The sequence below is a fragment of the Lentzea sp. NPDC004789 genome (genome assembly GCF_053601075.1).
This window is the reverse complement of record NZ_JBSGBE010000023.1, coordinates 115,844-141,955: the sequence shown is the minus strand read 5'-3', so window position 1 is coordinate 141,955 and position 26,112 is coordinate 115,844. Positions and strand designations below refer to the sequence as shown.

Annotated in this window: 17 protein-coding genes; 8 read left to right on the top strand and 9 right to left on the bottom strand. The window is 68.9% G+C overall.

Going from position 1 to position 26,112, the window contains the following annotated elements:
• Positions 1–37: 37 nt before the first annotated feature.
• The 8 genes from ACWEIJ_RS38340 to ACWEIJ_RS38305 form a co-directional block, all read right to left on the bottom strand.
• Positions 38–1,270, bottom strand: a complete 1,233-nt coding sequence (locus ACWEIJ_RS38340) for a ricin-type beta-trefoil lectin domain protein (RefSeq protein WP_449842175.1) — start codon at positions 1,268–1,270, stop codon at positions 38–40.
• 17 nt (positions 1,271–1,287) lie between these two features.
• On the bottom strand, positions 1,288–2,601 hold the full coding sequence (locus ACWEIJ_RS38335) for a ricin-type beta-trefoil lectin domain protein (RefSeq protein ID WP_449842174.1): 1,314 nt from the start codon (positions 2,599–2,601) through the stop codon (positions 1,288–1,290).
• Positions 2,602–2,715: 114 nt separating this feature from the next.
• Complete coding sequence (locus tag ACWEIJ_RS38330) at positions 2,716–4,005, bottom strand: ricin-type beta-trefoil lectin domain protein (protein ID WP_449842173.1); 1,290 nt, start codon at positions 4,003–4,005, stop codon at positions 2,716–2,718.
• Positions 4,006–4,063: 58 nt separating this feature from the next.
• Positions 4,064–5,383, bottom strand: coding sequence for a cellulose binding domain-containing protein (locus ACWEIJ_RS38325; protein ID WP_449842172.1), 1,320 nt, complete (start codon positions 5,381–5,383; stop codon positions 4,064–4,066).
• Positions 5,384–5,431: 48 nt separating this feature from the next.
• Positions 5,432–8,287, bottom strand: a complete 2,856-nt coding sequence (locus tag ACWEIJ_RS38320) for a glycosyl hydrolase family 95 catalytic domain-containing protein (RefSeq protein WP_449842171.1) — start codon at positions 8,285–8,287, stop codon at positions 5,432–5,434.
• 79 nt (positions 8,288–8,366) lie between these two features.
• Positions 8,367–9,716 carry an extracellular catalytic domain type 1 short-chain-length polyhydroxyalkanoate depolymerase gene (locus ACWEIJ_RS38315; protein WP_449842170.1) on the bottom strand — a complete coding sequence of 450 codons (1,350 nt, stop codon included), beginning with the start codon at positions 9,714–9,716 and terminating at the stop codon, positions 8,367–8,369.
• Positions 9,713–11,080 carry a glycoside hydrolase family 43 protein gene (locus tag ACWEIJ_RS38310; RefSeq protein ID WP_449842169.1) on the bottom strand — a complete coding sequence of 456 codons (1,368 nt, stop codon included), beginning with the start codon at positions 11,078–11,080 and terminating at the stop codon, positions 9,713–9,715. The genes ACWEIJ_RS38315 and ACWEIJ_RS38310 overlap by 4 nt, the downstream gene beginning before the upstream one ends.
• Before the next feature lie 89 nt (positions 11,081–11,169).
• Positions 11,170–12,561, bottom strand: coding sequence for an endo-1,4-beta-xylanase (locus ACWEIJ_RS38305; RefSeq protein WP_449842168.1), 1,392 nt, complete (start codon positions 12,559–12,561; stop codon positions 11,170–11,172).
• A gap of 547 nt (positions 12,562–13,108) precedes the next feature.
• Between ACWEIJ_RS38305 and ACWEIJ_RS38300 the strand changes: the two genes are divergently transcribed.
• Entirely contained in the window at positions 13,109–14,488 is a 1,380-nt protein-coding gene (locus tag ACWEIJ_RS38300) for a glycoside hydrolase family 6 protein (RefSeq protein ID WP_449842167.1), read from the top strand.
• A 48-nt stretch (positions 14,489–14,536) separates the two neighbouring features.
• Entirely contained in the window at positions 14,537–15,220 is a 684-nt protein-coding gene (locus tag ACWEIJ_RS38295; protein WP_449842166.1) for a glycoside hydrolase family 11 protein, read from the top strand.
• Between the two features lie 56 nt (positions 15,221–15,276).
• Here the strand turns inward: ACWEIJ_RS38295 and ACWEIJ_RS38290 are convergent, their stop codons facing one another.
• The gene (locus ACWEIJ_RS38290; protein WP_449842165.1) at positions 15,277–17,625 is read right to left on the bottom strand and encodes an RICIN domain-containing protein; all 2,349 of its coding nucleotides are present in this window, start codon (positions 17,623–17,625) and stop codon (positions 15,277–15,279) included.
• 229 nt (positions 17,626–17,854) lie between these two features.
• Here ACWEIJ_RS38290 and ACWEIJ_RS38285 point away from each other — a divergent pair, with 229 nt between their 5' ends.
• From ACWEIJ_RS38285 to ACWEIJ_RS38260, 6 genes are all read left to right on the top strand, one after another.
• Positions 17,855–18,622: a FadR/GntR family transcriptional regulator gene (locus ACWEIJ_RS38285; protein ID WP_449842164.1), complete on the top strand. Its 768-nt coding sequence runs from the start codon at positions 17,855–17,857 to the stop codon at positions 18,620–18,622.
• Positions 18,623–18,762: 140 nt separating this feature from the next.
• Positions 18,763–19,794, top strand: a complete 1,032-nt coding sequence (locus ACWEIJ_RS38280; protein ID WP_449842163.1) for a LacI family DNA-binding transcriptional regulator — start codon at positions 18,763–18,765, stop codon at positions 19,792–19,794.
• A 383-nt stretch (positions 19,795–20,177) separates the two neighbouring features.
• A complete protein-coding gene (locus tag ACWEIJ_RS38275) occupies positions 20,178–20,891 on the top strand; it encodes an SGNH/GDSL hydrolase family protein (protein ID WP_449842162.1) in 714 nt (237 codons plus the stop codon).
• A 39-nt stretch (positions 20,892–20,930) separates the two neighbouring features.
• A complete protein-coding gene (locus ACWEIJ_RS38270) occupies positions 20,931–22,388 on the top strand; it encodes a non-reducing end alpha-L-arabinofuranosidase family hydrolase (protein WP_449842201.1) in 1,458 nt (485 codons plus the stop codon).
• Between the two features lie 67 nt (positions 22,389–22,455).
• A complete protein-coding gene (locus tag ACWEIJ_RS38265) occupies positions 22,456–24,063 on the top strand; it encodes a glycoside hydrolase family 27 protein (protein WP_449842161.1) in 1,608 nt (535 codons plus the stop codon).
• Positions 24,060–26,015, top strand: a complete 1,956-nt coding sequence (locus ACWEIJ_RS38260; RefSeq protein ID WP_449842160.1) for a family 43 glycosylhydrolase — start codon at positions 24,060–24,062, stop codon at positions 26,013–26,015. Before ACWEIJ_RS38265 ends, ACWEIJ_RS38260 begins: the two co-directional genes overlap by 4 nt.
• The last annotated feature ends 97 nt before the right edge of the window (positions 26,016–26,112 follow it).

Here is a 26,112-nt window from a genome sequence, read left to right as displayed (position 1 = left end):
CCCCCGCGCCCGGCGGCCGCCTTCACCCTTCAGCCCGCTAGGCCTTGGCCCAGCGCTGGGCCGCGCTGCCGTTGCAGGTCGCGACCGTCACCGCCGCACCGTTACCAGTGCTGGTGGCGTTGAGGCACAGTCCGCTCTGGACGTTGGTGATGGTGCCGTTGGTGCCGATGTTCCAGTTCTGGTTCGCACCACCGTTGCAGTCCCAGATGCGGGCCTGCGTGCCGGCACCGGCGTTGGCCGGTACCTCCACGCACTTGCCCGTGACCTGCAGGGTCTGCCCGACAACGCTGAACTGCTGGTTGGCGTTGGTGTGGCAGTCCCAGCTGATCATCTGAGTGCCGTTGGCCGTGCCCGCCCCGTTGACGTCCAGGCACCGCCCGGAGGCCTCGCCGCGCAGGCGGAACGTGGTCGGAGGCGTGGGCGTCTCGCCGGTGAAGAACTTCCACACCTCGTACTTGACCCAGCTGCGGGCCCCGCTCTCGCAACCCGCGCACCCGTCGACCGGACCTTGTTGGTGGCCACCGTCGAACGGTGCCCACACCACCGGATACCCGGCCTTGCAACCGGAGTAGTACGTGGTGATGTGGGTGTTGCTGCCCCGCGCGGGTTCCGGGGCGTTCTGCGGGGTGCAGCCGTTGTTGCGGACCCACCGGTCGCGCAGGGCACGGCCGCCGGCGATGTTGTCGCTGATGCCGTGGATGCCCATGAACGCCACCGGCGTGGTGCCGCCCGCGCAGCCGCTGATCTCGCCGCCGGCGATGGAGACGATCGCCCGGAAGACCGTCGGGCGGGCGCACGCCAGCGCGACGCTCATCCCGGCGCCGTAGCTGAAGCCGAGTGCGAAGACCTGGCCGGTGTCGACGCAGAGGTCGCCTTCGATCCGGCTGATCATGTCGTCGACGAACTTGACGTCCTCGCCGCCGGAGTTGGCCCAGCCGTTGTTGAGCCCCTGCGGTGCCACGAAGATCGCCGAGTTGTTGGCCAGCCGGCGCAGGCCGTAGTGGGCGTAGACGTCACCGTCGCTGCCGCCGCCCGCCACCTGCTCGGCCGTGCCGCCGTACCAGTGGAACCCGAAGATCAGGCGGTACTGCTTGGTGTTGTCGTAGTTGTCCGGGATGCTGATGATGAACTGCCGGCTCTTGCCGCCGCTCTGGATCGTCAGCTTGCCGTTGCGCAGCGTCGGAGCCTTGCCGCAGCCGGAGGTCGGGCTCGCGTCGGCCACGCCGACACCGGAGAGCACCAGCGCGAGGACGGCGACCAGCCACCCCAATCCGCGAAGTGTGTGCCTCATGCCTTCGCCCAACGCTGGGCCGCGCTGCCGTTGCAGGTCGCGACGGTGACCGCGGCGCCGTTGTTGTTGCTGGTGGCGTTGAGGCACAGTCCGCTTTGGACGTTGGTGATGGTGCCGTTGGTGGCGATGTTCCAGTTCTGGTTGGCGCCGCCGTTGCAGTCCCAGATGCGGGCCTGGGTGCCGGCACCGGCGTTGTTGGGCACCTCGACGCACTTGCCGGTCACCTGCAGGGTCTGCCCGACGGTGGTGAACTGCTGGTTGGCGTTGTTGTGGCAGTCCCAGCTGATCATCATGGTGCCGTTCGCGGTACCCGCGCCGTTGACGTCCAGGCAGCGGCCGGAGGCCTCGCCGCGCAACCGGAACGAGGCCGGCGGCGGGGTGGTGGTCGTCGTCGGGCCGGTGCCGCCGGAGAACTGCGTGATGAACTTCCACACCTCGCCGGAGGTCCAGGTGCGCCAGCCGTCACCACCGGAGTCGATCGGGCCCGGCGTGTGGCCGCCGTCGAACGCCGCCCACACCACCGGGTACCCGGCCCTGCAGCCGCTGTACTTGGTGATGATGTGAGTGTGGCTGCCCGCCGCCGGTTCCGGGGCGTTCTGGGCGGTGCAGCCGTTGTTGCGGACGAACCTGTCCCGCAGACCGCGGCCCAGACCGATGTTCAGCACGTTGTCGGTGACGCCGTGCACACCCATGTACGCGATGGGGTCGTTGCCGCCGCTGCAGCCGCTGAGCTCCGCGCCGGAGTAGGCGACGACCGCGCGGAAGACGTTCGCGCGGGCACAGGCGATCGCGTACGACATGCCGCCGCCGTAGCTGAAGCCACCGGCGAAGCGCTGCGTCGTGTCGACGCAGAGCCCGCCTTCCAGCTGCCTGAGCATGTCGTCGATGAACGTCAGGTCCTGGCCGCCGGGGTTGGCCCAGCCGTTGCCGTTGCCCTGCGGCGCCACGAAGATCGTGCTGTTGTTCTCCGCGTCGGCGAGCTTGCGCAGGCCGTAGTACGACCAGTTGTAGCCGTCGGTGCCGCCGGAGTCGACGTCGTTGGCCGTCCCGCCCCGCCAGTGCAGGCCGACGAACAGGCGGTACTGCCGGTTGTTGTCGTAGTTGGCCGGCACCCGCAGGATGTACGAGCGGTTCTGGCCACCGGTGTTGATGGTGTGCTGGCCGCTGCTCAACGACGGCGGCTTGCCGCAGCCCGCGGTTCCCGCGGCCTGGCCGGTGGGGGTGGTGCCGCCGAGCGCGATGCCGGCGGCGCCGAGGAAGGCCACGGCGCTCGCGGCGGCCATGGCGATGATGCTTCTACGACCGAGCATGGCGCGCCCCTTTGTGCTGGTGGAACATCGTTGTCCCTTCGGTTTTCGTCACTGGAGGCCGGAAGAACCGGTGAAGGCGGACGCCGCGCCGGTGCCGCCTTCACCGACCCCCAGCTAGGCCTTGGCCCAGCGCTGGGCGGCGCTGCCGTTGCAGGTCGCGACGGTGACTGCCGCGCCGTTGTTGTTGCTGGTGGCGTTGAGGCACAGTCCGCTTTGGACGTTGGTGATGGTGCCGTTGGTGGCGATGTTCCAGTTCTGGTTGGCGCCGCCGTTGCAGTCCCAGATGCGGGCCTGGGTGCCGGCACCGGCGTTGTTGGGCACCTCGACGCACTTGCCGGTCACCTGGAGGGTCTGCCCGACGGTGGTGAACTGCTGGTTGGCGTTGCCGTGGCAGTCCCAGCTGATCATGGCGGTGCCGTTGGCCGTGCCCGCGCCGTTGACGTCCAGGCAGCGGCCGGAGGCCTCGCCGCGCAACCGGAACGTGGTCGGGGGAGTGGGCGTCTCGCCGGTGAAGAACTTCCACACCTCGGACTTCACCCAGCTGCGCGCACCGCTCTCGCAACCGGCGCACCCGTCGACCGGTCCCTGCTGGTGACCGCCGTCGAACGGCGCCCACACCACCGGGTAGCCGGTCTTGCAACCGGAGTAGTAGGTGGTGATGTGCGTGCGGCTGTTGGGTGCCGGTTCGGGCGCGTTCTGCGGGGTGCAGCCGTTGTTGCGGACCCAGCGGTCCCGCTGCGCGCGCCCGCCGCCGATGTTGTCGTTGATGCCGTGGATGCCCATGTACGCGACGGGTGCGGTGCCGCCCGCGCAGCCGCTGATCTCGCCAGGGCTCGCGATGTCGGCGATCGCCCGGAAGACGGTCGGGCGGGAGCACGCGAGCGAGATGCTCATCGAACCGCCGTAGCTGAAGCCCATGGAGAACAGCTGCGTGGTGTCGACGCAGAGGTCGCCTTCGATCCGGCTGATCATGTCGTCGACGAACCGGACGTCCTCGCCGCCGGAGTTGCCCCAGCCGTTGTTGAACCCCTGCGGCGCGACGAAGATCGTCGAGTTGTTCGACAGCGCCTTCAGCCCGTAGTAGGCGTAGACGGCGCCGTCGCTGCCGCCGCCCGCCACCTGGTCCGAGGTGCCGCCCAGCCAGTGGAAGCCGAAGACCAGCCGGTACTGCTTGGTGTTGTCGTAGTTGTCCGGGATGCTCAGGATGAACGACCGCGTCTTGCCGCTGGTCTGGATCGTCTGGTTGCCGTTGCGCAACGTCGGAGCCTTGCCGCAGCCGGCGGTCCCCGCGAGGGTCGTCGGTGCGGCGGGTACCTGTGCGTCAGCGGCGCCGGGGCTTGCCAGAACCAGGGCGGCGGCAGCGACCAGCCACCCCGCCGCACGGAGAATTTTCTTGTGTCCCATGGATGTTCGCACTCTCTGTCGGTGGGCTTCTCCGGGCGGCGGTCCGGGCGGTGGTCGGTCAGGAGGAGATGGTGCAGCTCTTTCCGTTGAGGGCGAACGAGTCCGGTGCGGACGTGTTGCCGGTGTGGTTGGCCTGGAAGCCGATGGTGATCGACGCGTTGGGTGCGATGTCGCCGTTGTAGTTGACGTTCTTCGCCGTCACCTGGCCCGAGGCGGGCGAGTAGCTGGCGCTCCAGCCGGAGGTGATGGTCTGGCCGCCGGGCAGCGTGAAGACCAGCGACCAGCCGCTGATCGGCGTCGTGCCGGTGTTGGTGATGGTGATGCTCGACGTCAGGCCGGTGTTCCAGGCGTTGACCGCGTCCTTGACCTGGCAGCCGCCGGTGGGAGGCGGCGTCGTGGTGGTCGTCGTGGTCGTCGTGGTGGTGGTCGTGGTGGTGGTCGTGGTGGTCGTGCCACCGCCACCGCCTTGGAACTGGGTGATGAACTTCCACGCCTCGCCGGAGGTCCAGGTGCGCCAGCCGTCACCACCGGAGTCGATCGGGCCGGGCGTGTGCCCGCCGTCGAACGCGGCCCACACCACGGGGAAGCCGGGCCGGCACCCGCTGAAGTTGGTGACGATGTGCGTGTGGCTGCCCGCACGGGGTTCGGGCGCGTTCTGCGGTGTGCAGCCGTTGTTGCGCACGAACCGGTCGCGCATGCCGCGGCCCTGCGAGATGTCGAGCACGTTGTCGCTGACACCGTGGACGCCCATGTACGCGATGGGGTCGTTGCCGCCGCTGCAGCCGCTGAGCACGCCGCCGGAGTAGACGACCACCGCGCGGAACACGTTCGCGCGGGCGCAGGCGATCGCGTACGACATGCCGCCGCCGTAGCTGAAGCCGCTGGCGAACCGCAGCGCCGGGTCCACGCACAGCCCGTTGTCGATCAGCTTGACCAGGTCGTCGATGAACGTCAGGTCCTGGTTGTTCGGGTTGGCCCAGCCGTTGTTGTTGCCCTGCGGCGCCACGAAGATCGTGCCGTTGTTCTCCGCGTCGGCGAGCTTGCGCAGGCCGTAGTACGACCAGTTGTAGCCGTCGGTGCCGCCGGAGTCGACGTCGTTGGCCGTGCCGCCGAGCCAGTGCAGGCCGACGTACAGGCGGTACTGCCGGTTGCTGTCGTAGTTGGCCGGCACCCGCAGGATGTACGAGCGGTTCTGGCCGCCCGTGTTGATCGTGTGCTGACCGCTCGTCAGCGTCGGTGCCTTGCCGCATCCCGAGGTTCCCGCGGCGATACCGACGTGGTCGCCGGAATTCGTGCCGCCGAGCGCGATGCCCGCGGCGCCGAGGAAGACCACGGCGCTCGCGGCGGCCATGGCGATGGCGGTCCTATGCCTGAACATGGCACGGTCCCTTGTGCTCGTGGAACATCGTTGTCCCTTCGGTTCTCGTCACACTGCTTGGACTTGGAAGCGCTGGTTGTCCGCGCCGGTGGGGTTCCACTGGGAGACGCGGGCGCCGTCGGCGGTCGACACGCTCCAGACGTCCATCGCGAGGTTGCTCTGCCGGTTGACCAGGCTGATCACCCCGCCGCCCTGGTCGACCACCCGCCACTGCTGGTTGTTCGCGTTCGTGTCGGCCTGCTGGCTGATGTCGGCGCCGGTGCTGGAGCTCGCCACCTGCAGCACCAGGCCGCTGTGCCGCGCCCTGACCCGGTAGTAGCCGCCGCCGGAGTCGACGAAGTCGAACTGCTGGTTGAGCCCGCCGGTCTGGGACCACTGCTGCAGCAACGCGCCCGCCGCGGTGGACGAACCCGCGATCTCGATCGGCTTCCCGCTGTGACGGGCGACCAGCCGGTAGTTCACGCCGGGGCGCACCACCGGTCCGGAACCCGTGCCCTGGCCGGTGGCGCGGTAGACGTGTCCTGCCTGGACGGGGAACTCGGCGAGGTCGGCCTCCGGCCTGGTGGGCTGCACCGCGGTGCCGGTCGTCGTGTCGCGCAGCTCGAACGTGCCGCCGAAGATCCGGTTGCGGACCCGCACGGTGCCGTCGCGGTCGGGCGTGATCGTCAACGTGATCGTGCCGTCGGCCGCCCACGTCGCGCCGACGGTGTACCCGCCGCGCCCGCGCAGGCCGGAGAAACTGCCGGCCGGCCAGGCCGGTGGCAGCGCGGGCAGCACGTTCAGCTCACCGTTGTGGCTGTGCAGCAGCATTTCCGCGACGCCGGAGGTCGCGCCGAAGTTGCCGTCGATCTGGAACGGCGGGTGCAGGTCGAACATGTTGGGCGCGAGGCGGTCCGTGGTCACGAGGGAACGGATCAGGTCGTGCGCCCTGCCGCCCTCCTCCAGCCGCGCCCAGTAGTTGATCTTCCACGCGAGTGACCACCCGGTGCCCGCGTCACCGCGCAGCTCCAGCGTCCTGCGGGCGGCGGTGTGCAGCTGCGGGGTGCCGCGCTTGGTGATCTGGTTGCTCGGGTGCAGGCCGTAGAGGTGCGAGACGTGCCGGTGGTTCTGCTCGGTCTCGACCCAGTCGTAGAGCCATTCCATGACGTTGCCGCGCGAGCCGACCTTCATCGGCGCCAGCCGCTGGCGCGCCGCCCGCACCTGCGTGCGGAAGTCGGCGTCGACGCCCAGCACCTCGGACGCGCTCGCGCAGCCGTCGAACAGGTCGCGCAGGATCTGCATGTCCATCGTCGGCCCGGCGCACACGCTGGCGTTCGCGTGGTGGGTGAGCTCCGGCGAGTTCGACGGGTTGGTGACGAGGTAGCCCAGACTCGGCTCGGTGACGAGCGTGTCGAGGAAGAACTGCGCGGACCCCTTGAGCGCCGGGTAGTACGTGCGCAGGAAGCTCACGTCTCCGGTGAACCGGTAGTGGTCCCAGATCATCGTCGAGAGCCAGGCCCCGCCCGTCTGCCACATGCCCGACGTCGCGAAGTCGACGACGGAGGAACCGCGCCAGGCGTCGGTGTTGTGGTGGGTGACCCAGCCGCGCGCGTTGTACTGCACCTGGGCGGTGCGGGCGCCGGTGACGGTGAGGTCGTCGATCATCTTGAACACCGGCTGGAAGCACTCGCCGAGGTTCGTGGTGTCCGCGGGCCAGTAGTTCATCGGCAGGTTGGCGTTGAGCGTGTACTTCGAGTCCCACGACGGCGCCATCTGGTCGTTCCAGATGCCCTGCAGGTTCGCCGGTTGCGTGCCGGGACGGGACGACGAGATCAGCAGGTAGCGGCCGTACTGGAACAACAGCGCCGAGAACTGCGGGTCGCTGGTGCTCGCGTGCCGGCTGATCCGCACGTCCGTCGGCTGGTCGGCCGCCGAGGTGCGGCCGAGGTCGAGACTGACCCGCCCGAACAACGCCTGGTAGTCGGCGACGTGCCGGGCGCGCAGGGTGTCGAACGCCTGGCCCTGCGCGGCGTTCAGGCGGGTGCGGGCGGTGCCCTGGTAGTCGCCGTTGACCGTGCGGAAGTTGAGGTAGCTGGTACCGATGGAGATCAGGATCGTGACGGCGTTGGCGTTGCTCACCCGCAACGTGCCGCCGGAGCTGCTGACGCTGCCGCCCTCGGCCACCGCCCTGGCCAGTGCGAGGAACCGGACCGTGCCCGCGATTCCGCGCTGGTCACCGGAAATGCCGTCCAGCGCGATCGTCGTGGCGTCCGGGCTGGACGCCGTCGTGCGCTGCGGCGAGCTGAACGACGCCGTGAACGAGACCGAGCCGGGTGTCTCCGCGGTCAGCCGCATGACGATCACCTGGTCCGGCGCGCTCGCGAACACCTCACGCCGATAACGCACGTTGTTCGCGGTGTAGGTCACCGTGGTCGTCGCGGTGGTGAGGTCGAGCGAGCGCTGGTAGTTGCTCGCGGTCGCGGACGGCAGCGCCAGCTTGAGGTCGCCGACCGGCTGGTAGGCGAGCTGCCCGGCGGGGTTGCCGAGCATCGTCTGGTCGATCAGCGACTGCGCCTGCGTCCACTGGTTCGAGAACACGAGCTGCCGGATCTGGGCGAGCGAGCCCGCCCCGCGCGGGTTGCTGTAGTCGTGCGGGCCGCCCGCCCAGACCGTGTCCTCGTTGAGCTGCAGGCGTTCGGTGTCGGTGTTGCCGAACACCATCGCGCCGAGGCGGCCGTTGCCGACCGGGAGCGCGCGCAGCCAGTCCGATCCCGCCGGGCGGTCGTACCACAGGGCGAGATCGTTGGCGGCGCGCACTTCCGGCGGCGCCGAGGAGGCGGCGTTCGCCGTCGCTGTCCAGCCCGCCTGCGTCAGCACGACACCCGCGCCGAGCTTCATGAGCTGCCGCCGGTTCAGGTCGGACATGCCGGTCCTCCAATGGTTTTCGCGGTCGCTGAAGCACCCCTGGTGGTGGCCACGAGGAGTCGGGACTTGCCGGGGACGGTCAGCTCACGGCGCACCGCGCGTCGTTGAGCGTGAACCCGTCGGCGGCTGCGCTGTTGCCGGTGTGCGAGGCCTGGAAGCCGATCTGCACCGACCCGCCCGGCGGGATCTGCGCGTTGTAGTCGACGTTGCGCGCGGTGACCTCACCGCTGGCGGGGGAGTAGCCGGCGCTCCAGCCGCTCGTGATCACCTGTCCGCCGGGCAGCGTGAACCGCAGCTGCCAGCCGTTCACCGGGGTGGTGGACGTGTTCTTGATGGTGATCGTCTCGGTCAGGCCGGTGTTCCACGCGTTGACCGACGCGGTGACCCCGCAGTCACCGGGCGGAGGCACCGGCGTTGTCGTAGTGGTGGTCGTCGTTGTCGTGGTGGTGGTGGTCGTCGTCGTGGTGACCGGCGGGTTGTTGTCCAGGCCGAGGAACGCGATCGAGTACGCGAGCATGCCCGCCATCGGCAGCTCGTGCCCCACCCCGGAGATGCTGACGCCCTCGACGGTCGCCGTGGTACCGGTGGCGCCGTAGCGGGTGCGGGTCCAGTTCGACTTCGGCTGGTCGGTGAACGACGGCGTCCTGCTCAGCCCGTTGAGGTTGGTCCACTGGTCGAGCTCTTCGCCGAAGTTCGGGTACGCGAGCGTCGTGTCGGTGGTGCCGTGCCACAGCTGCATCCGCGGGTAACGCCCGGTGTAGCCCGGATACATCGCCCTGGCCTGGTCACCCCACTGCTGCGGGGTCTTCTGCACGTTGCCGCCGGAGCACTGGCTGTTCCACAGCGAGCCGTTCGTCGTCGCGAAGCACCCGGCCGGGACGCCGGAGAACGCCGAACCCGCGCTGAACACGTCCGGGTACTCCGCGGCCAGCACGTTGGTCATCATCGCGCCGGACGAGAAGCCCGCGACGACGATCCGGGCCGGGTCGACGTTGTAGCGCTGGCGCGCGTACGACACCATCGACATGATCCCGGTCGAGTCGCTGCCTCCGTTGCGCCGCAACGCGTTGGGCGTCGAGACGTCGAAGCAGTGCCCGTCCCTGGTCGCCTCCGGGTAGAGGATCACGTACCCGTAGCGGTCCGCGCCGGTGACGTAGTCACGCCCGTTGCCGTTGTGCACGGCGCTCGCGGAGCCGCTGCAGTAGTGCACCATCACGAGCATCGCCGGGCGCGCCGCGACCCGGTCCGGCACGTACACGTACATGTTGAGGTTGGTGGGGTTCGTGCCGAAGTTCGTGACCCGCACCAGCGACGCGGCCTGGGCCTGTTGCGGCACCAGGGAGAGCGCGATGGCGGCGACCAGCAGCGTCACCGCCGCGACGAGGGCCGCGAGGGTGAGTCCCTCCCGGTGACAGCGCACGGTGATCATGCGCCACCGCCGAACTGCCACCAGTTGAAGTTGAGCAGGTAACCGCTGCCACCGCTGAACCTCAGGTAGAGGTCGCGGGTGCCGGTCAGCCCGCTCACCGGGCACGAGACGGTGGTCCACGTCTGCCACCCGCCGGTGTTGGGCACCGTGCACCGGCCGGCGAGAGGCCCGGTCGGGCTGTCGGTGTGCACCTCGACGGAGCTGCCGGCGACGGTGGACGCCACCCGAGCGCTGAAGGTCTTCGCGCCGGAACCGAAGGCGACGTTCTTCACCTTGACGTAGTCGCCGTTGTTGATGAACCCGACGTCCATCCCGCCCTCGCTGGACACCTCGGTCTCGATGCCGCTGCCCCAGGCGATCGTCTCGGCCTCCTGCCGGACGTAGGGGTTGAGCGTGTCCACTGGCGGCGGCCCCGTCGTGGTCATGTTGATCGTCGGGATCGTGCCGTCGGCGTTGTAGGTGAACTTCTCGACCGCGACGGACCTCGTGAAGCCACCACCGCCGGGCAGTGCGCCGTTGTGGTAGAAGAAGTACGAGTTGCCCTTGTAGTCGATCAGTCCGGGGTGGTTGGTGAAACTGCTGCCCTGGGTGGGCATCACGGTGCCGCGGTAGGTCCACGGACCGGTCGCGGTGGGAGCCGTCGAGTACGCGATGAACTCCGAGCAGCACTTGGCCGCGAAGACGTTGTAGTACAGGCCGTTGCGCTTGTAGACCCAGGGGCCCTCCTCGTAGAGGGTGGGCCGGTTGGGGTCACCGGTGCGGGTGCCGAAGCCCGCCGTGGTGAGCGGGATCCGGTTGATGCCACCGGAGTAGGAGATCATGTCGGTGTTGAGGCGCACGTACGACAGGTTGGGGTTGCCCCAGTACAGGTACGCCTGCCCGTTGTCGTCGATGAACACCGTCGGGTCGATCTCGCCGTTCTCCACCAGCGGGTGGCCGAGGGCGTCGCGGAACGGGCCGGTGGGGCTGTCGGAGACGCCGACGCCGATGGCCGGGCGCCCGGAGGCCTTCGTGACGACCGGGACGTAGTAGTAGAACTTGCCGTTGCGCTCGATCACCTGCCCGGCCCACGCGTCCTGCTTGGCCCAGCTGAACGTGGCGAGGCTCATCGGCGAGCCGTGGTCGGTCCAGTTCACCATGTCCGTGGTCGACCAGACCCGCCACTCCTTCATGGTGAACCAGGTCGAGTTGTCCTCGTCGTGCCCGGTGTAGAGGTACAGGCGTCCGTTGTAGACCAACGGCGCCGGGTCGGCGGTGTAGATGTGTTGCACGATCGGGTTGTCCGCCCGTGCCGGAATGGCCAGCGTCAGCACGACGCCCACCGTCAGCGCGATGCGCGCCCAGAATCCACGTCTCGTGGCCATCTCTCGTCTCCCCAAGGTGCGGGGCGGGATCCGCGTGTCCGCCCGTCCGGTCCGTCGGACCCCGCCCCGCGGTTCGGTGGTGCGTGGCGTCAGCTCGCGCTGCAGGACGGGTTCAGCCCCTCGCCGCTTCCGGTGCCCTGGAAGCCGAACTCGGTGGACTGACCGGCGGGCACGTTGGCGTTGTAGTCCACGTTGGACCACGTGATGGCGCCGTTGTTGCCGCTGCGGTTGGCACTCCACGAGTTCGTGACTGTGCCGTTCGACAGGGTCGTCCCGACCCGCCAGCCGCTCAGCGCGGACGATCCGGCGGTGACCTTGACCGTCGCGACGAAACCGCCGTCCCACTGGTTCAGCGACACCGTCGCCGAGCAGTCACCAGGACCTGGGTTGTTGCTGGTCGTCGTGGTGGTCGTGGTCGTCGTCGTTGTGGTGGTCGTGGTCGTGGTCGTGGTCGTGGTCGTCGTCGGACCAGCCGCGTTCAGCGCGTCCAGAACCGCGTTGTACGCGGGCTTCTTGGCGCCGGACCCGGTGAACAGCAGCGGGTTCTCCCCGCCACGCCACGAGTCCGTGTCGCGGATGCCCCACGTGGTGATGCCGGCGCAGGCGCGGACGGCCACGCACGCCTTGGTCACGGCACCGTAGGCGTTGGCCTGGTTGCTGCCGGAGATGTCGAGCTCGGTGATCTGCACCTCGACGCCGAGGTCGGCGAAGCGCTGCAGGTTCGCCTGGTAGTCACCGGGCGGGTTGCCCGAGAGGTGGGACTGGAAGCCCACGCAGTCGATCGGCACACCGCGGGACTTGAAGTCGCGCACCATGTTGTAGACGCCGGTGGACTTCGGGTTGACGCCGTCGGTGTTGTAGTCGTTGTAGCAGAGCTTGGCGCCGGGGTCGGCCGCACGGGCGGCGCGGAACGCGGCCTCGATCCAGTCGTTGCCGGTGCGCTGCAGGTTGGAGTCGCGGCGACCACCGCTGCCACCGTCGGCGAACGCCTCGTTGACGACGTCCCAGGCGTAGATCTTGCCCTTGTAGTGGGTGGCGACCTGGGTGACGTGGTTCATCATCGCCTGGCGCAGGTCGGAACCCTCCATGCGCTGCGCCCAGCCCGGTTCCTGCTGGTACCACAGCAGGGCGTGGCCGCGCATCCGCTTGCCGGTGCTCACGGCCTGGTTGAGGATGCGGTCACCGCTGGAGTAGTTGAACTGACCGCGGTTGGGTTCGGTCGCGTCCCACTTCATCTCGTTCTCGGCGGTGACCATGTTGAACTCGGTGTTGAGGAGGTTCACGTAGGTCTGGTCGCCGAGCTTGCCCGCCGCGACGGCGGTGCCGAAGTAGCGGCCGGACTGCGCCGCGGCAGCACCGAGCGTGGTCGCGGCGTTCGCGACCGAGCCCGTGGCGGTGACGACCAACGTCGTGCAGAGTGCCGCCGCCGCAAATGCTGACACGATCGGAACAAGTGACACTGACCTCGCTGTCAGTTTCATCTTCCACACTTTCGAAACTCCGCCCGGAAATGCCGGGCGTGGCGGGTATGACGATCTGGGCGCACGGCACGGCGACCGGTGCGGCGATACCGGTTCTCGGTGTGTGCGTTGAAGGTGCTTCGCGCGGTCAACCGCGGCGTCGTGGCCGGCGGGCGCGATGTCTTCGGCGCGGTCCGGGAATCTTCACTACCGTCTCCTTCACCCACATGACTGGGGAGTGCGCCGTGGTGGAGTGTGACACCTTCGTGTTCGCGCTCACAAGAAGGTGACGACGGTTTTGTGCCGATATTGAGCTGAACGGGCTACAAAAGACCGGGAGCGCTCCCAGTCTGTTGTCGAATGGCGTCGAATGCGTTCTGCCGCCGGGTCTGTGCAATGATATTGCTAAAGTTCGTGCTAACAGTTTTAGCTTTGACGCTCCATGGTGCCCTGGCTACATTGGCCTGGGCCTGGACGCGTTTTCCCCAAGCGTGGTGCGCAATCTATGGGAGCGCTCTCATAGCCCTCTCCCCGCACTGCATCCAGCAACGACGCTGTGAGGACCCGAATGACAGCAATCGATCCTGCACGCGCCGGTACGACCGGCACCGCGACGGCACGGTGGAGGCGCTCGGCCGGCGCCTGCGCGGCCGCGGGCGTGGTCGTGGCCGGCACCGTCGCACTGACGCTGAGCGGCGGCACGACGGTCCGCGCCGCCGAGTCGTCGTTCTACGTGGACCCGGCCAGCTCCAGCGCGAGATGGGTGGCCGCCAACCCGGGCGACTCGCGGACGCCGGTCATCCGCGACCGGATCGCCTCGGTGCCGCAGGCGCGCTGGTTCACCACCACCAACACCTCGACGATCCGGTCGGAGATCAGCTCCTTCGTGGGCGCGGCCGCGTCGGCGGGCAAGATCCCGATCCTGGTGGTCTACAACATCCCCAACCGCGACTGCGGCGGCGCCAGCGGCGGCGGGGCACCCTCGCACGCCGCCTACCGGGCCTGGATCGACGAGGTGGCCGCGGGACTGGGCGGCCGCCGGGCGACGATCGTGCTCGAACCCGACGTGCTGGCGCTGATGACCAACTGCCAGAACGCCGACCAGCAGAACCAGACCAAGGCCTCCATCGCCTACGCGGGCAAGAAGCTCAAGTCCGGTTCCGGGCAGGCCAGGGTGTACTTCGACATCGGGCACTCCGCGTGGCTCGCCCCGGCGGAGGCCGCGAACCGCCTGCGCGGCGCGGACATCTCCAACAGCGCCGACGGCATCTCGACCAACGTGTCGAACTACCGCGCGACCTCCGACGAGGTGAACTTCGCCAAGGCCGTGCTGAACAACGTCGGCGACGGCCGCCTGCAGGCGGTCATCGACACCAGCCGCAACGGCAACGGCCCGGCGGGCAGCGAGTGGTGCGACCCGCCCGGCCGCGCGATCGGCACGCCCAGCACGGAGAACACGGGCGACCCGAAGATCGCCGCGTTCCTGTGGGTCAAGCTGCCCGGCGAGTCGGACGGGTGCATCGGCCCGGCCGGTCAGTTCGTGCCGCAGCGCGCCTACGAGCTCGCGCAGGCGGCGGGTCCCGGCCCGACCACCACGACGACGACCACGACGACCACGACCACCGGCAACAACCCGGGTGGTGGCTGCCGGGCGAGCTTCCGGCTGACCAGCCAGTGGCAGGGCGGCTACGGCGCCGAGATCGTGATCGAGAACCGCGGCTCGGCGATCAACGGCTGGACCTTCACGTTCTCCGCCCCCGGCGTGACCGTCACGCAGGGCTGGAACGGCACGTGGAACGACACCGGCGACGTGGTCCGGGTGACCAACGCGTCCTGGAACGGCTCCATCCCCGCCGGTGGCACCACCTCCATCGGTTTCAACGCCAACTACACCGGCTCGACGCCACCGTTCGCCTCGCCGGCGTTGAACGGCACCGTCTGCTCCTGAGCGGGCATCCCGCCGCCGCGTCAACCTCAATGACGAGGAGTACCGCACATGTATTCGGTCAATGTCCGGACGCCGCGCCGCAAGCGCGGTCTCGCACTGCTGTTCGCCACCGCGCTGGCAATGACGCTGACTCCCACCGTCGCCGGCGCCGATGTCGGCATCACCGCCACCTGTTCGAGCCAGACAGGCAACAACAACGGCTACTACTACTCATTCTGGACCGACGGTCGCGGCCGGGCCTGCATCGACTTCGGGTCCGGCGGCAACTACAGCACCTCGTGGAGCAATGTCGGCAATTTCGTCGGCGGCAAGGGCTGGAGCAACGGTTCCCGGCGGACCGTGAACTATTCCGGCAGCTTCAACACGTCCGGCAACGCGTATCTCGCGCTGTACGGGTGGACGTCCAACCCGCTGGTCGAGTACTACGTCGTCGACAACTGGGGCTCCTATCGGCCCACGGGCACGTACAAGGGCACGGTCACCACTGACGGTGGCACGTACGACATCTATCAGACGATGCGTTACAACGCGCCCTCTGTGGAAGGCAACAAGACCTTCCCGCAGTTCTGGAGCGTCCGGCAGCAGAAGCGGACCGGCGGAACCATCACCACCGGCAACCACTTCGACGCGTGGAACCGGGTCGGCATGCGGCTCGGCAACTTCAGCTACTACATGATCCTCGCGACCGAGGGCTACCAGAGCAGTGGCAGCTCGAACATCACCGTGAGGTGAGCGTTTCCGGCCCAGGTGCCCCCGTCCCGGCCGGGACGGGGGCACCTTCGCGTGCCTCAGCCGCGCAGGGTCCACTGCTGGTTGGTGCCGCCGTGGCACGTCCAGAGCTGGATCAGCGTGCCGTTCGCGGTGCCGTTGCCGCTGGCGTCGAGGCACAGCCCCGACTGCGCGCCGGTCACGCTGCCGTCGGCGTTGAGGTTCCACTGCTGGTTCAGGCCGCCGTGGCAGTCCCAGAGGATCGCCGCGGTGCCGTTGGACGTGCCGTTGCCGCTGGCGTCCAGGCACTTGCCGCCGATCGTGAACTGCTTGGCCGCGGTGTAGTTCCAGCGCTGGGTGGTGCCGCCGGTGCAGTCCCAGAGCCGTGCCTGGGTGTTGTTGTTGGTGGTGGCGACGTCGATGCAACGACCGGACTGGGTTCCGACGACCGTGACGTTGTCCTTGCCGCCGCCACCACCGCCGCCAGGTCCGGCGTTGGCCATCACCGCCTGGGCGCCGGCCGGCCAGTTCCCGTTGGTGACGACGGTGTTGTTGTTGACGACGTTGCCGCGGTCGCCGTTGGAGATGTTGCTGACGCTGTTGCTGGACCAGTTGCCGGTCAGCGTCCAGTTGCCCATGTTCTCGCCGCCGCCGTAGTTCGCGGTCGCCCACGTGCCGGTGGCGTTGAAGACGTTTCCGGTGGCGCGGTAGTACTTCGAGCCCTCGTCGAAGTAGAGGCCGTAGTAACCGTTGAGGCGCAGGCAGTAGTTGCCGCTGATTTCCGCGTTGGGGTTCCAGCCGAGGGTGTAGATGCAGCCGCCGTCGTTCATTTGCTGCATCACGTCGTGGACGTAGTTGTTGAGCAGCTTGTTGTTCGACGCGGTGGTGGGCGTCGTGTAACGCGGCTGGTAGTTGTACAGGCCGCGCTGGGCGTAGTGGTTGCTGCCGCCCGCGTCGTTGGAACCCCAGCCGTAGCCGAGGGAAATACCGGTGTACGGCAGGTTGTAGACCTCGTTGTTCGCCACGGTCGCGTTGGTGACGTAGGTGTTGAGCACCGACACGATGCCGCGGTACTCGAGGCCGAGGTCGTGGATGCGGCTGTAGCTCACGGTGATGTCGCGGTTGACCATCCGCTGGTCGCTCGGGTGGTGCGCGTCCGCCTGCACGCCGCCGACCACGACGCCGCCCGCCGAGTTCTGCGCGATCTCCGAGCGGGTGATCGTGATGCCGGACGCGCCCAGGCCGACGCCGCTGGCGTGGGCGTTGGCGTCGTTGCCGATGCCGATCGCGGTCTGTCCGAGGTTGACGAACCTGGAGCCGGTGAAGGTGATGCCGCTGGCCGCGGAGATCTGCACGGCGGCGGGCATCTGCTGCCAGTGCGGCCGGACCGCCTCGAACAGCTGGCAGCCGCTCTTGCAGGAGTTCAGCCGGTCCGCGGGCCAGTTCTGGTTGCCCGCGATGTAGGCACCGGTCTGCTGGTCGGCGAAGCCCTGGTTGCTGCTGGGGCCGAGCCACGACGTGCCGGTGAAGGTGATGCCGCTGAACGACATGTCGCGCGCGGGCGCGTCGTAGGTGCCGCCGATGTCGACCAGCGACTGCAGCGTCGGCAGCTCGACGCTGACGCTGCTCATGTTCTGCCCGGCGCGCGGGATGTAGTAGAGCACCCCGGTGCCTGGGTTGAGGTACCACTCGCCGGGGGAGTCGAGGAACTCGTAGGCGTTGGTCAGGTAGAGCGGCCCGGCGCGGAACGGGTTGTTGAGCGTGTCGTAGCCGAAGGTGTTGTTGTTCCAGGCGGGTTGCTGCATCGTCAGGAAGTTGCCGCTGATGCTCTGCACCGGCGAGTACCGGTCGGTGAACGAGTTGACGCTCTCCACCTCTACCCGGTTCTGGTTCGCAAGGTTGTTCAGGTAGCTCAGCGCGCCGTTGGAGAAGCGCATCCCGGTGTCGGTGAACGTGAAGTCGCCGCGGTTGACCTGGGTCCGCGCGCGGGTGGCGATCGCGCCGTCGACGTAGAGCTGACGGCTGTCGAGGCCGGTGCCGACGTTGGCGCGCCAGATGTTCTTCCCGGAGTCGGCTACCGACCACCCCGTCACGGCCTTGGCGCCGCTGATGACGGGTTTCGCCGACGCGGCGGCCTGCCACAGCACGCGGTGGCCGTTGCTGCCGGAGTCCGCGGCGGTGAACCGCAACGGCTGGGAGAGCCGGTACACGCCGTCGGCCAGCTCCACGACGATGTCGCCGGACATGGAGCCGTTGCGGGACCGCACGGCGGCCTGGGCCGCGGGCAGCGCGCACGGCTCGGCGGCCGAACAGGTGGTCCCGGTGCCGGAGGGGGAGGCGTAGAGGGTGGTGGTGGCCGCGGCGGCAGGGGGAGCCGTGGCCAGCGCGGCGAGCAGCACCGCTGCCGCGGCGATCGAGGACGTGGACAAGGGACCTCCTGGCGTGAGGTGTGAGTCCCGTTGCGGCGGACGGGACGTGATTATGTCCTCTGTGGACTTTGAGCGGGTGCTCCGCGCGTGCGCCGGATCCGCGGAAGCGGTGTGACACTCGCTTCACATATCTGATCGGAACGTAACTCGTATGACGTGTGACGTCAATGGTGTTACGTATACTGTCGGACTCAGCTCGTCGGAGATCGTGCGGCGCAACGGAGGCAGGATGAAGGCGACAGGTTCGCAGCCCGAGCAGGCCACTCCGGCGGGCTGGACGCGCCGGCCGGCCAGTCTCGCCGCGGCGGTGACGGGGGAGCTCGTGCAGCGAGTGGTGCGCGGTGGTTACCCCGTCGGGACCGTGCTGCCCCCGGAGCCGGTGCTCTGCGAGACGTTCGGGGTGAGCCGGACGGTGATCAGGGAAGCGGTGAAGGTCCTGCAGGAGAAGGGCCTGGTCCAGGTGCGCCAGGGCTCCGGCACGACGGTCAACCCGCACGCGCAGTGGAACCTGCTGGACGAGCTGGTGCTCCGGGCCGCGATCGCCGAGGACGACAGCCTCGCGCTGCTGGACGACCTGGTGGTGACGCGCAGGTTGCTCGAATCGGACATGGCGCAGGTCGCCGCCCGCGCCGCCGGTCAGGACGTGCTGGACGAGCTGCGCGCCATGGTGGACCGGATGGAGGAGCTGGTCGGCGACACGCCGGCGTACGAGGAGCTCGACCGGCACTTCCACGACGTGATCATGCGGGCGTCCGGCAACCGCATCGCCCGCGGTGTCGTGCAGTCGTTGCAGGGCCAGGCCATCACCTCGGCCGGGTACCTGGGCAGGAGCGGGCGCGAGCTCTGTCAAGCGTCCAACCAGGGGCACCGCCGCATCTACGAGCGACTCGCCGCGCGCGACGCGGAGGGTGCCGCGGAGGCCATGTTCACCCACATCACCGAGGCGTGGCTCGTGCGCCGCGGTGGCGCCGGCGATCCCGGCCGGCTGACCAGATAGGCGACTCGCCGGACGCGTCCCCTCCGCCAGGACCCGTCCGGTCACGTGTGAGCACAGGTGTTTCGTGGAACCTCCGACCGTGGGTACGCGGTCGGGCCCGTACGGCAGCGGGAGGCGGATGTGCGGTGGGACGAACGCGCGTGACATTGGCCGACGTCGCGGCGGCGAGCGGAGTCTCGATCACGACGGCGTCGCTCGTCCTGACCGGGCGGGCGCGGGAGCTGCGCATCTCCGAGGCCGCCGAGCGCCGGGTGCGCTCGACGGCGCGGGAGCTGGGCTATCGGCGCAACACGCTGATGGCCGGCCCGCGTGCCGGGCGCGCCCAGACGATCGGGTTCGTGTCTGACACCGTCGCGTCGTCCGGGCTGACGGGCGACATGGTCAAGGGCGCCGTGGAGACCGCGTACCGGCACGGGTACATGCTGTTCGTCGGGGAGTCCGGCGGTGATCCGGAGGTCGAACGGGCGCTGGTCGAGGCGATGCACGACCGGCGCGCGGACGGGGTGGTGTTCGCCGCCATGCACACCAGGACCGTCGCGGTGCCGGAAGGCCTCTACGACGGCCCTGCCGTGCTGCTCAACGCGACCCCCGTGACGCGGGCGAACGTCCCCGCGGTGCTGCCCGACGAGGTGCAGGCGGGCCGCTCGGCGGCGCGTGTCCTGCTGGAGGCCGGCCACCGTCGCGGGGTGCACCTGATCGGTGCGGGGCCGGGGGTGCACGACGTGCCGCCGAACAGCATCGCGGCCGCGCAACGCCTGCTCGGGCTGCGGGAGGTGTTCACCGCGGCCGGGGTCGAGGTCGTGAGCTCACTCCGGTGTCCGAAGTGGACACCCGAGCACGGCTTCGAGGCGACCGCCGAGCTGCTGCGCGAACACCGGCCCAAGGCGCTGGTCTGCTTCAACGACCGCCTGGCGTTCGGGGCCTACCAGGCACTCGGCGAGGCGGGGCTCTCGGTGCCCGGCGACGTCTCGGTGATCGGCTTCGAGGACCACCCCGTCGCGTCGTGGCTGCGGCCGCGGCTGACCACGATCGCCCTGCCGCACGAGGAGCTCGGCGCGCGGGCGGTCGAGGTCCTGGTGGAGATGCTCGAACGACGGCCGCGGCAGCCGATGATCCACCGGGTGCCGATGCCGGTGCGCGAGGGCGGATCGGTGGCTCCGCCGCGCCCGTGACGACGTGACCTGGTCGCAGGAGGGGCTTGGCGCGCGGGTGGCGGAGGTTCTGGTGCTCGAACGGTGGGGCGTGGCTCCGCCGCGCGGCTGACGACACGTTGTGCCGCACGAGGAGCCGGGCGGTGGAGATTCTCGACCGACGGCTGTGGCAGCCGATGACCCACCGAGTGCCGATGCCGCTGTGGAAGGGCGCGGATCGATGGCTTCCGCCACGCGCAACGACGTGATGTGGTCGCTAACAGTCGAGCGTCCAGTCGAATGAAAATTCGAAGTCATCGAACGGGTCCGGCTAAAAGTGAACGCTAACAACTTTAGCTTTGACCGTGTGTGACGGTCTCGTTACATTGCTGGAAGCAGGCCTGATTCCCCCGGAAGGCTGACCAATGTCAAGCGTGCTCAAGGTGTTCTGCGGTGCGCTGCTCGCCGCACTGCTGACGGTACCTCCTGCGGCTTCTGCGTCCACTGTGGACGCTTCCGCCGCTCCGGTGCGGGTGATGCCGCTCGGTGACTCGATCACCCAGGGCGGCTCGATCGGCGGCTACCGCCTCGACCTCGGCACGAAGCTGCGCGCCGCCGGCCGCTCGATCGACTTCGTCGGCTCGCTGACCGACGGTCCCGCCTCGATGCCCGACCGCAACCACGAGGGCCACCCCGGCTGGACCATCGCGCAGATCGACGCGAACGTCGTGAACTGGCTGCGCACCTACACCCCGCACACGATCCTGCTGCACATCGGCACCAACGACATGTACGGCAGCGACCCGGCCGGCGCGCCCCGGCGGCTGTCCGCCCTGGTGGACAAGATCACCGCGCAGGCGCCGTCCGCCGAGGTGTTCGTCGCGACGATCATCCCGATCCGGTTCGCCGACGGCACGGTGCGCAACTACAACGCCGCGATCGTCCCGATGCTGCGCGCGAAGGCGGCGGCGGGCAAGAAGGTGCACGTGGTGGACATGTACCCGGCGGTGCAGATCTCCGACCTGCCCGACGGCATCCACCCCAACGCGGCGGGCTACAGCAAGATGGCCACGGTCTGGTTCAACGCGCTCAAGGCGGTGCCCGGCAGCACTGCCGCGCGTCAGCTCGCGGCGGTCTGATCCCTCGACGCCTGATCCCTCCGACGACGAAGGGTGACCATGTTCCTCGCGCGCCTGTTCCGCTCCCGCCGCGTCCGGCTCACCGCCGCGGCCGCGGTCCCGCTCCTCGCGATGTCCGCGCTCGCCGCGGTGACCGTGCCTCCCGCGGCGGCCGCGCCGGGATGCTCGGTGACCTACTCCACACCGTCGCAATGGGACGGTGGGTTCACCGCGAACATCAGCGTCACCAACATCGGCGACGCGGTCGACGGCTGGACGCTCACGTGGAGCTTCGGGGCCGGGCAGCAGGTGACGCAGGCGTGGAACGCCCAGGTGTCGCAGTCCGGCTCCCAGGTGACCGCCCGCAACGTGTCCTACAACGCGGCGATCCCCACCGGTGGCAAGGTCGAGTTCGGGTTCAACGGGTCCTCCAGCGGCAGGGACAACCCGAGCCCCACGGCGTTCACGCTCAACGGCACCCTGTGCACCGGTGACGTCGGCCCCACCACCACTACCACCACGACGACGACCACGACGGGCAATCCGCCAGGAGGCACCCTGCCGTCGAGCTTCCGGTGGTCCTCCAGCGGTGCGCTGATCAGCCCGAAACCGGACGGGGCGCACCCGAACGTCTACTCGGTCAAGGACCCGAGCGTCGTGTACTACAACGGCAAGTACCACGTGTTCGCGTCGGTGTACACCACGGGCTACAACCTGATGTACACGAGCTTCACCGACTGGTCGCAGGCCGCCTCCGCACCGCAGTACTACCTCGACCGGACGCCCGTCGGCGGTGGCTACAAGGCGGCGCCGCACGTGTTCTACTTCGCGCCGCAACGGCTGTGGTACCTGGTGTACCAAACGGGTTCGAACGCCTCGTACTCCACGACCGCGGACATCTCCAACCCGTCGTCGTGGTCGGCGCCGAAGAACTTCTACGCGAACGGCATGCCGCAGATCATCCGCGACAACATCGGCAAGGGTTACTGGGTCGACTTCTGGATGGTCTGCGACGACGCGAAGTGCTACCTGTTCTCCTCCGACGACAACGGGCACCTCTACCGGTCCGAGACGACCATGGCCCAGTTCCCCAACGGGTTCACCAACACGGTGATCGCGTTGCAGGACTCGAACCCCAACCGGTTGTTCGAGGCGTCCAACGTGTACAAGGTCGCTGGCAGGAACCAGTGGCTGCTCATCGTCGAGGCCATCGGATCCGACGGCCGGCGCTGGTTCCGCACCTGGACGTCGTCCGCGATCACCGGCCCGTGGAGCCCGCTGGCCGCGGAGGAGTCGAACCCGTTCGCCCGCGCGAACAACGTGACGTTCCCCAGTGGACAGTGGACGCGCGACATCAGCCACGGCGAGATGATCCGCGCCGGCGTGGACCAGACGATGGAGATCGACCCCTGCCGGCTGCGCTTCCTCTACCAGGGCATGGATCCCAATGCCGGCGGTGACTACAACAAGCTGCCGTGGAAGCTCGGCCTGCTGACCCAGACCAACTCGACCTGCTGAACCCAGTGACCCGACGCCGCCGGACTTCCGCGCCGGCGGCGTCTTCCCCTGCGAGAAAGGGGCGACGATGCCCAGAAGACTCGCTGCCGCCGCGGTGCTGGTGCTCGCCACCATCACCGCTCCGGCCGCCGACGCCGCGCCCGGCAGCCCGGCGCTGACCCCGCCGCTGGGCTGGAACAGCTGGAACAGCTTCGGGTGCGGCATCACCGAGGCCCAGGTGCGCCAGGCCGCCGACGCGATGGTGTCCTCGGGCATGCGCGACGCCGGCTACCAGTACGTGGTGGTGGACGACTGCTGGTTCGACCCGCAGCGCGACTCGGCCGGCAACCTCAGGGGCCACCCGACGAAGTTCGCGAGCGGCATGAAGGCGCTGGGCGACTACATCCACGCGCGCGGCCTGAAGTTCGGCATCTACCAGGTGCCCAACGAGAAGACGTGCGCGCAGGGCACCGGCGCGTTCCCCGGCGCGACGGGCAGCAAGGGCCACGAGGCGCAGGACGCCAGGACGTTCGCGTCGTGGGGCGTGGACTACCTGAAGTACGACTGGTGCTCGGGCGCGGGGACGCGGGACGAGCAGGTCGCCCGGTTCTCGATCATGCGCGACGCGTTGCGCGCCACCGGCCGCCCGATCGTCTACAGCATCAACCCCAACAGCTTCCACGCCATCACCGGCGACCGGTACAACTGGGGTGAGGTCGCCGACCTGTGGCGGACCACCGAGGACCTGCTGGACATCTGGCAGAACAACAACGTCAACAGCTACCCGATGGGCGTGGGCAACGTCGTCGACATCACCGCCCCGCTCGCCGTGCAGTCCGGCCCCGGCCACTGGAACGACCCGGACATGCTGGTCGTCGGCCGCCCCGGCCTGTCCCTCACGGAATCCCGCGCGCACTTCGCGTTGTGGTCGTTGATGGCCGCGCCGCTCATGGCGGGCAACGACATCCGCACCATGTCGGCCGACGTGAGCGCGATCCTGCGCAACCCGCGGCTGATCGCGGTCAACCAGGACCGCCTCGGCGCGGGTGGCCGCCGCGTTCGCGACGACGGCGCCACCGAGATCTTCGCCAAGCCGCTCTCGGACGGCTCGGTCGCCGTCGGGTTGTTCAACCGCGGCAGCGGCACGGCGACCGTGTCGACCACGGCCGCCCAGATCGGCCTGTCCGGAGGAAGCTTCACGCTGACCGACCTGTGGACCGGCGGCACCTCCACCACCACGGGCGCGATCTCGGCCTCCGTCCCGGCGCACGGCGTGGCCGCGTACCGGGTGAGCGGTGGCAGCCAGGTCACCGGCACCACCGCGAGGTTCCGCGGCACCGCGTCCAACCGGTGCGCCGACGTCGAGAACGGTTCCACCGCCGCCGGCGCCAACACCGCGCTGCAGGACTGCACCACCGCGGCGAGCCAGCAGTGGACGTCGTGGCCGAACGGTGAGATCAGGGTGTTCGGCGACAAGTGCCTCGACGCCTACAACCAGGGCACCACCCCCGGTACCCGCGTCATCACCTGGTCGTGCAACGGCCAGACCAACCAGCGCTGGACCGTCGAGACCGACGGCACGGTCCGCAACGCGGGCCTGTGCCTCGACGCCGACCGGTCCGGCACCGGCAACGGCACGCGGCTGGTGCTGTCGACCTGCAACGGCCAGCCGAGCCAGAAGTGGACGAGGTCATGAGGCGCGCACCGGTAGCGGCGACGGTCGCCGCACTCACCCTCGTGGCGGCGGGGCTCGCCGCGAGCACGGCCGCGCACGCGGCTCCCGGCTGTTCGGTCACCTACAGCAAGACCTCCGAGTGGCAGGGCGGTTTCGGCGCGTCCGTGTCGATCACCAACACCGGTGACGCGATCGACGGCTGGAACCTCGAGTGGACCTACGCGTCCGGCCAGCAGGTCGGCCAGCACTGGAACGCCGTGATCACGCAGAGCGGCGACCAGGTCAGCGCGCGCAACGCGTCCTACAACGGTTCCGTGCCGACCGGCGGCAAGGTCGACTTCGGGTTCAACGGCACCTACACCTCGGCCAACCCCGACCCGGTGTCGTTCCGCCTCAACGGTGTCACCTGCAACGACCCCGGCACGCCCACGACCACGACGACCACCACCACGACCACGACGACCTCCGGACCACAGGCGTCGTTCAACAACCCCGTGATGTGGCAGGACTTCGCGGACGGCGACATCATCCGCGTGGACGACACCTACTACTACTCGGCGTCGACCATGCACTACTCGCCGGGCGCGCCGGTGCTGCGCTCGTACGACCTGGTGAACTGGGAGTACGCCGGGCATTCCGTGCCACGGCTGGACTTCGGCGCCAAGTACGACCTCAACGGCGGACGCGGTTACGTTCGCGGCATCTGGGCGTCGTTCCTGAACTACCGCAAGAGCAACAAGACCTACTACTGGGGCGGTTGCGTCGACTTCGCGCAGACGCACATCTACACCGCCGCCGCCGTGGACGGCCAGTGGTCGAAGCTGTCCACCATCAACAAGTGCTACTACGACGCCGGCATGCTGGTCGACGACAACGACACGATGTACGTCGCGTACGGCAACACGCAGATCAGCGTCGCGCAGCTCTCGCCGGACGGGAAGTCCGAGGTCCGCTCCCAGCAGGTGTTCCAGACGCCGTCGAACATCGGCACGCTGGAGGGCTCGCGGTTCTACAAGCGTGGCGGCTACTACTACATCTGGGTGACCCGGCCCGCGAACGGCCAGTACGTGCTGAGGGCGTCGAGCCCGTTCGGCCCGTACACCGTCCAGCAGGTGCTGCTGAACATGCCGTCGCCGGTCCAGGGCGCGGGAGTGCCGCACCAGGGCGGTCTCGTGCAGACGCAGAACGGCGACTGGTACTACATGGCGTTCATCGACGCCTATCCCGGCGGCCGCATGCCGGTGCTCGCGCCGGTCACCTGGACCGCCGACGGCTGGCCGCGCATCACCACGGTCAACGGCGGCTGGGGCGCGAGCTACCCGAAACCGAACCTGCCGCCACCACCGCGCCAGGTCAAACCCATGACGGGCGTGGACACCTTCGAGGGCACCGCGCTCGGGCCGCAGTGGGAGTGGAACCACAACCCCGACACCACGAAGTACAGCGTCAACAACGGTTTGCGGCTGTCCACCGCGACCGTCACCAACGACCTGTACAACGCCCGCAACACCCTCACCCACCGGATCCAGGGACCCTCGTCCACCGCCACCGTCGCCCTGGACGTGACCTCGATGCGCGACGGTGACCGCAGCGGCCTCGCGATGCTGCGCGACTCCTCGGCGTGGATCGGGATCAAGCGCGACAACGGCCGCAACCGGGTGGTGATGGTCAACGGGCTGACCATGGACGGCAACTGGAACACCACCGGCACCGGCACCGAGGTCGCGAGCGCGAACCTCACCGGCAACCGGATCTGGTTGCGCGCCAACGCCGACATCCGTCCCGGCAGCGGCAGACAGGCCCGGTTCTCCTACAGCACGGACGGGGTGAACTTCACCTCGCTGGGAACCGCCTTCACGTTGAAGAGCGACTGGCAGTTCTTCATGGGCTACCGGTTCGGCATCTTCAACCACGCCACGCAGGCGCTGGGTGGCTCGGTCGCAGTGTCGCGCTTCGAGCTCTCCACCCCCTGACGTGCGACTGGTCCCGCACCGGTGCGCCGGTGCGGGACCGGGGTGTGGGGTCCGTTCATTCACATGGCGTAACAGTTCGTGGATGCATTCAGCGGTA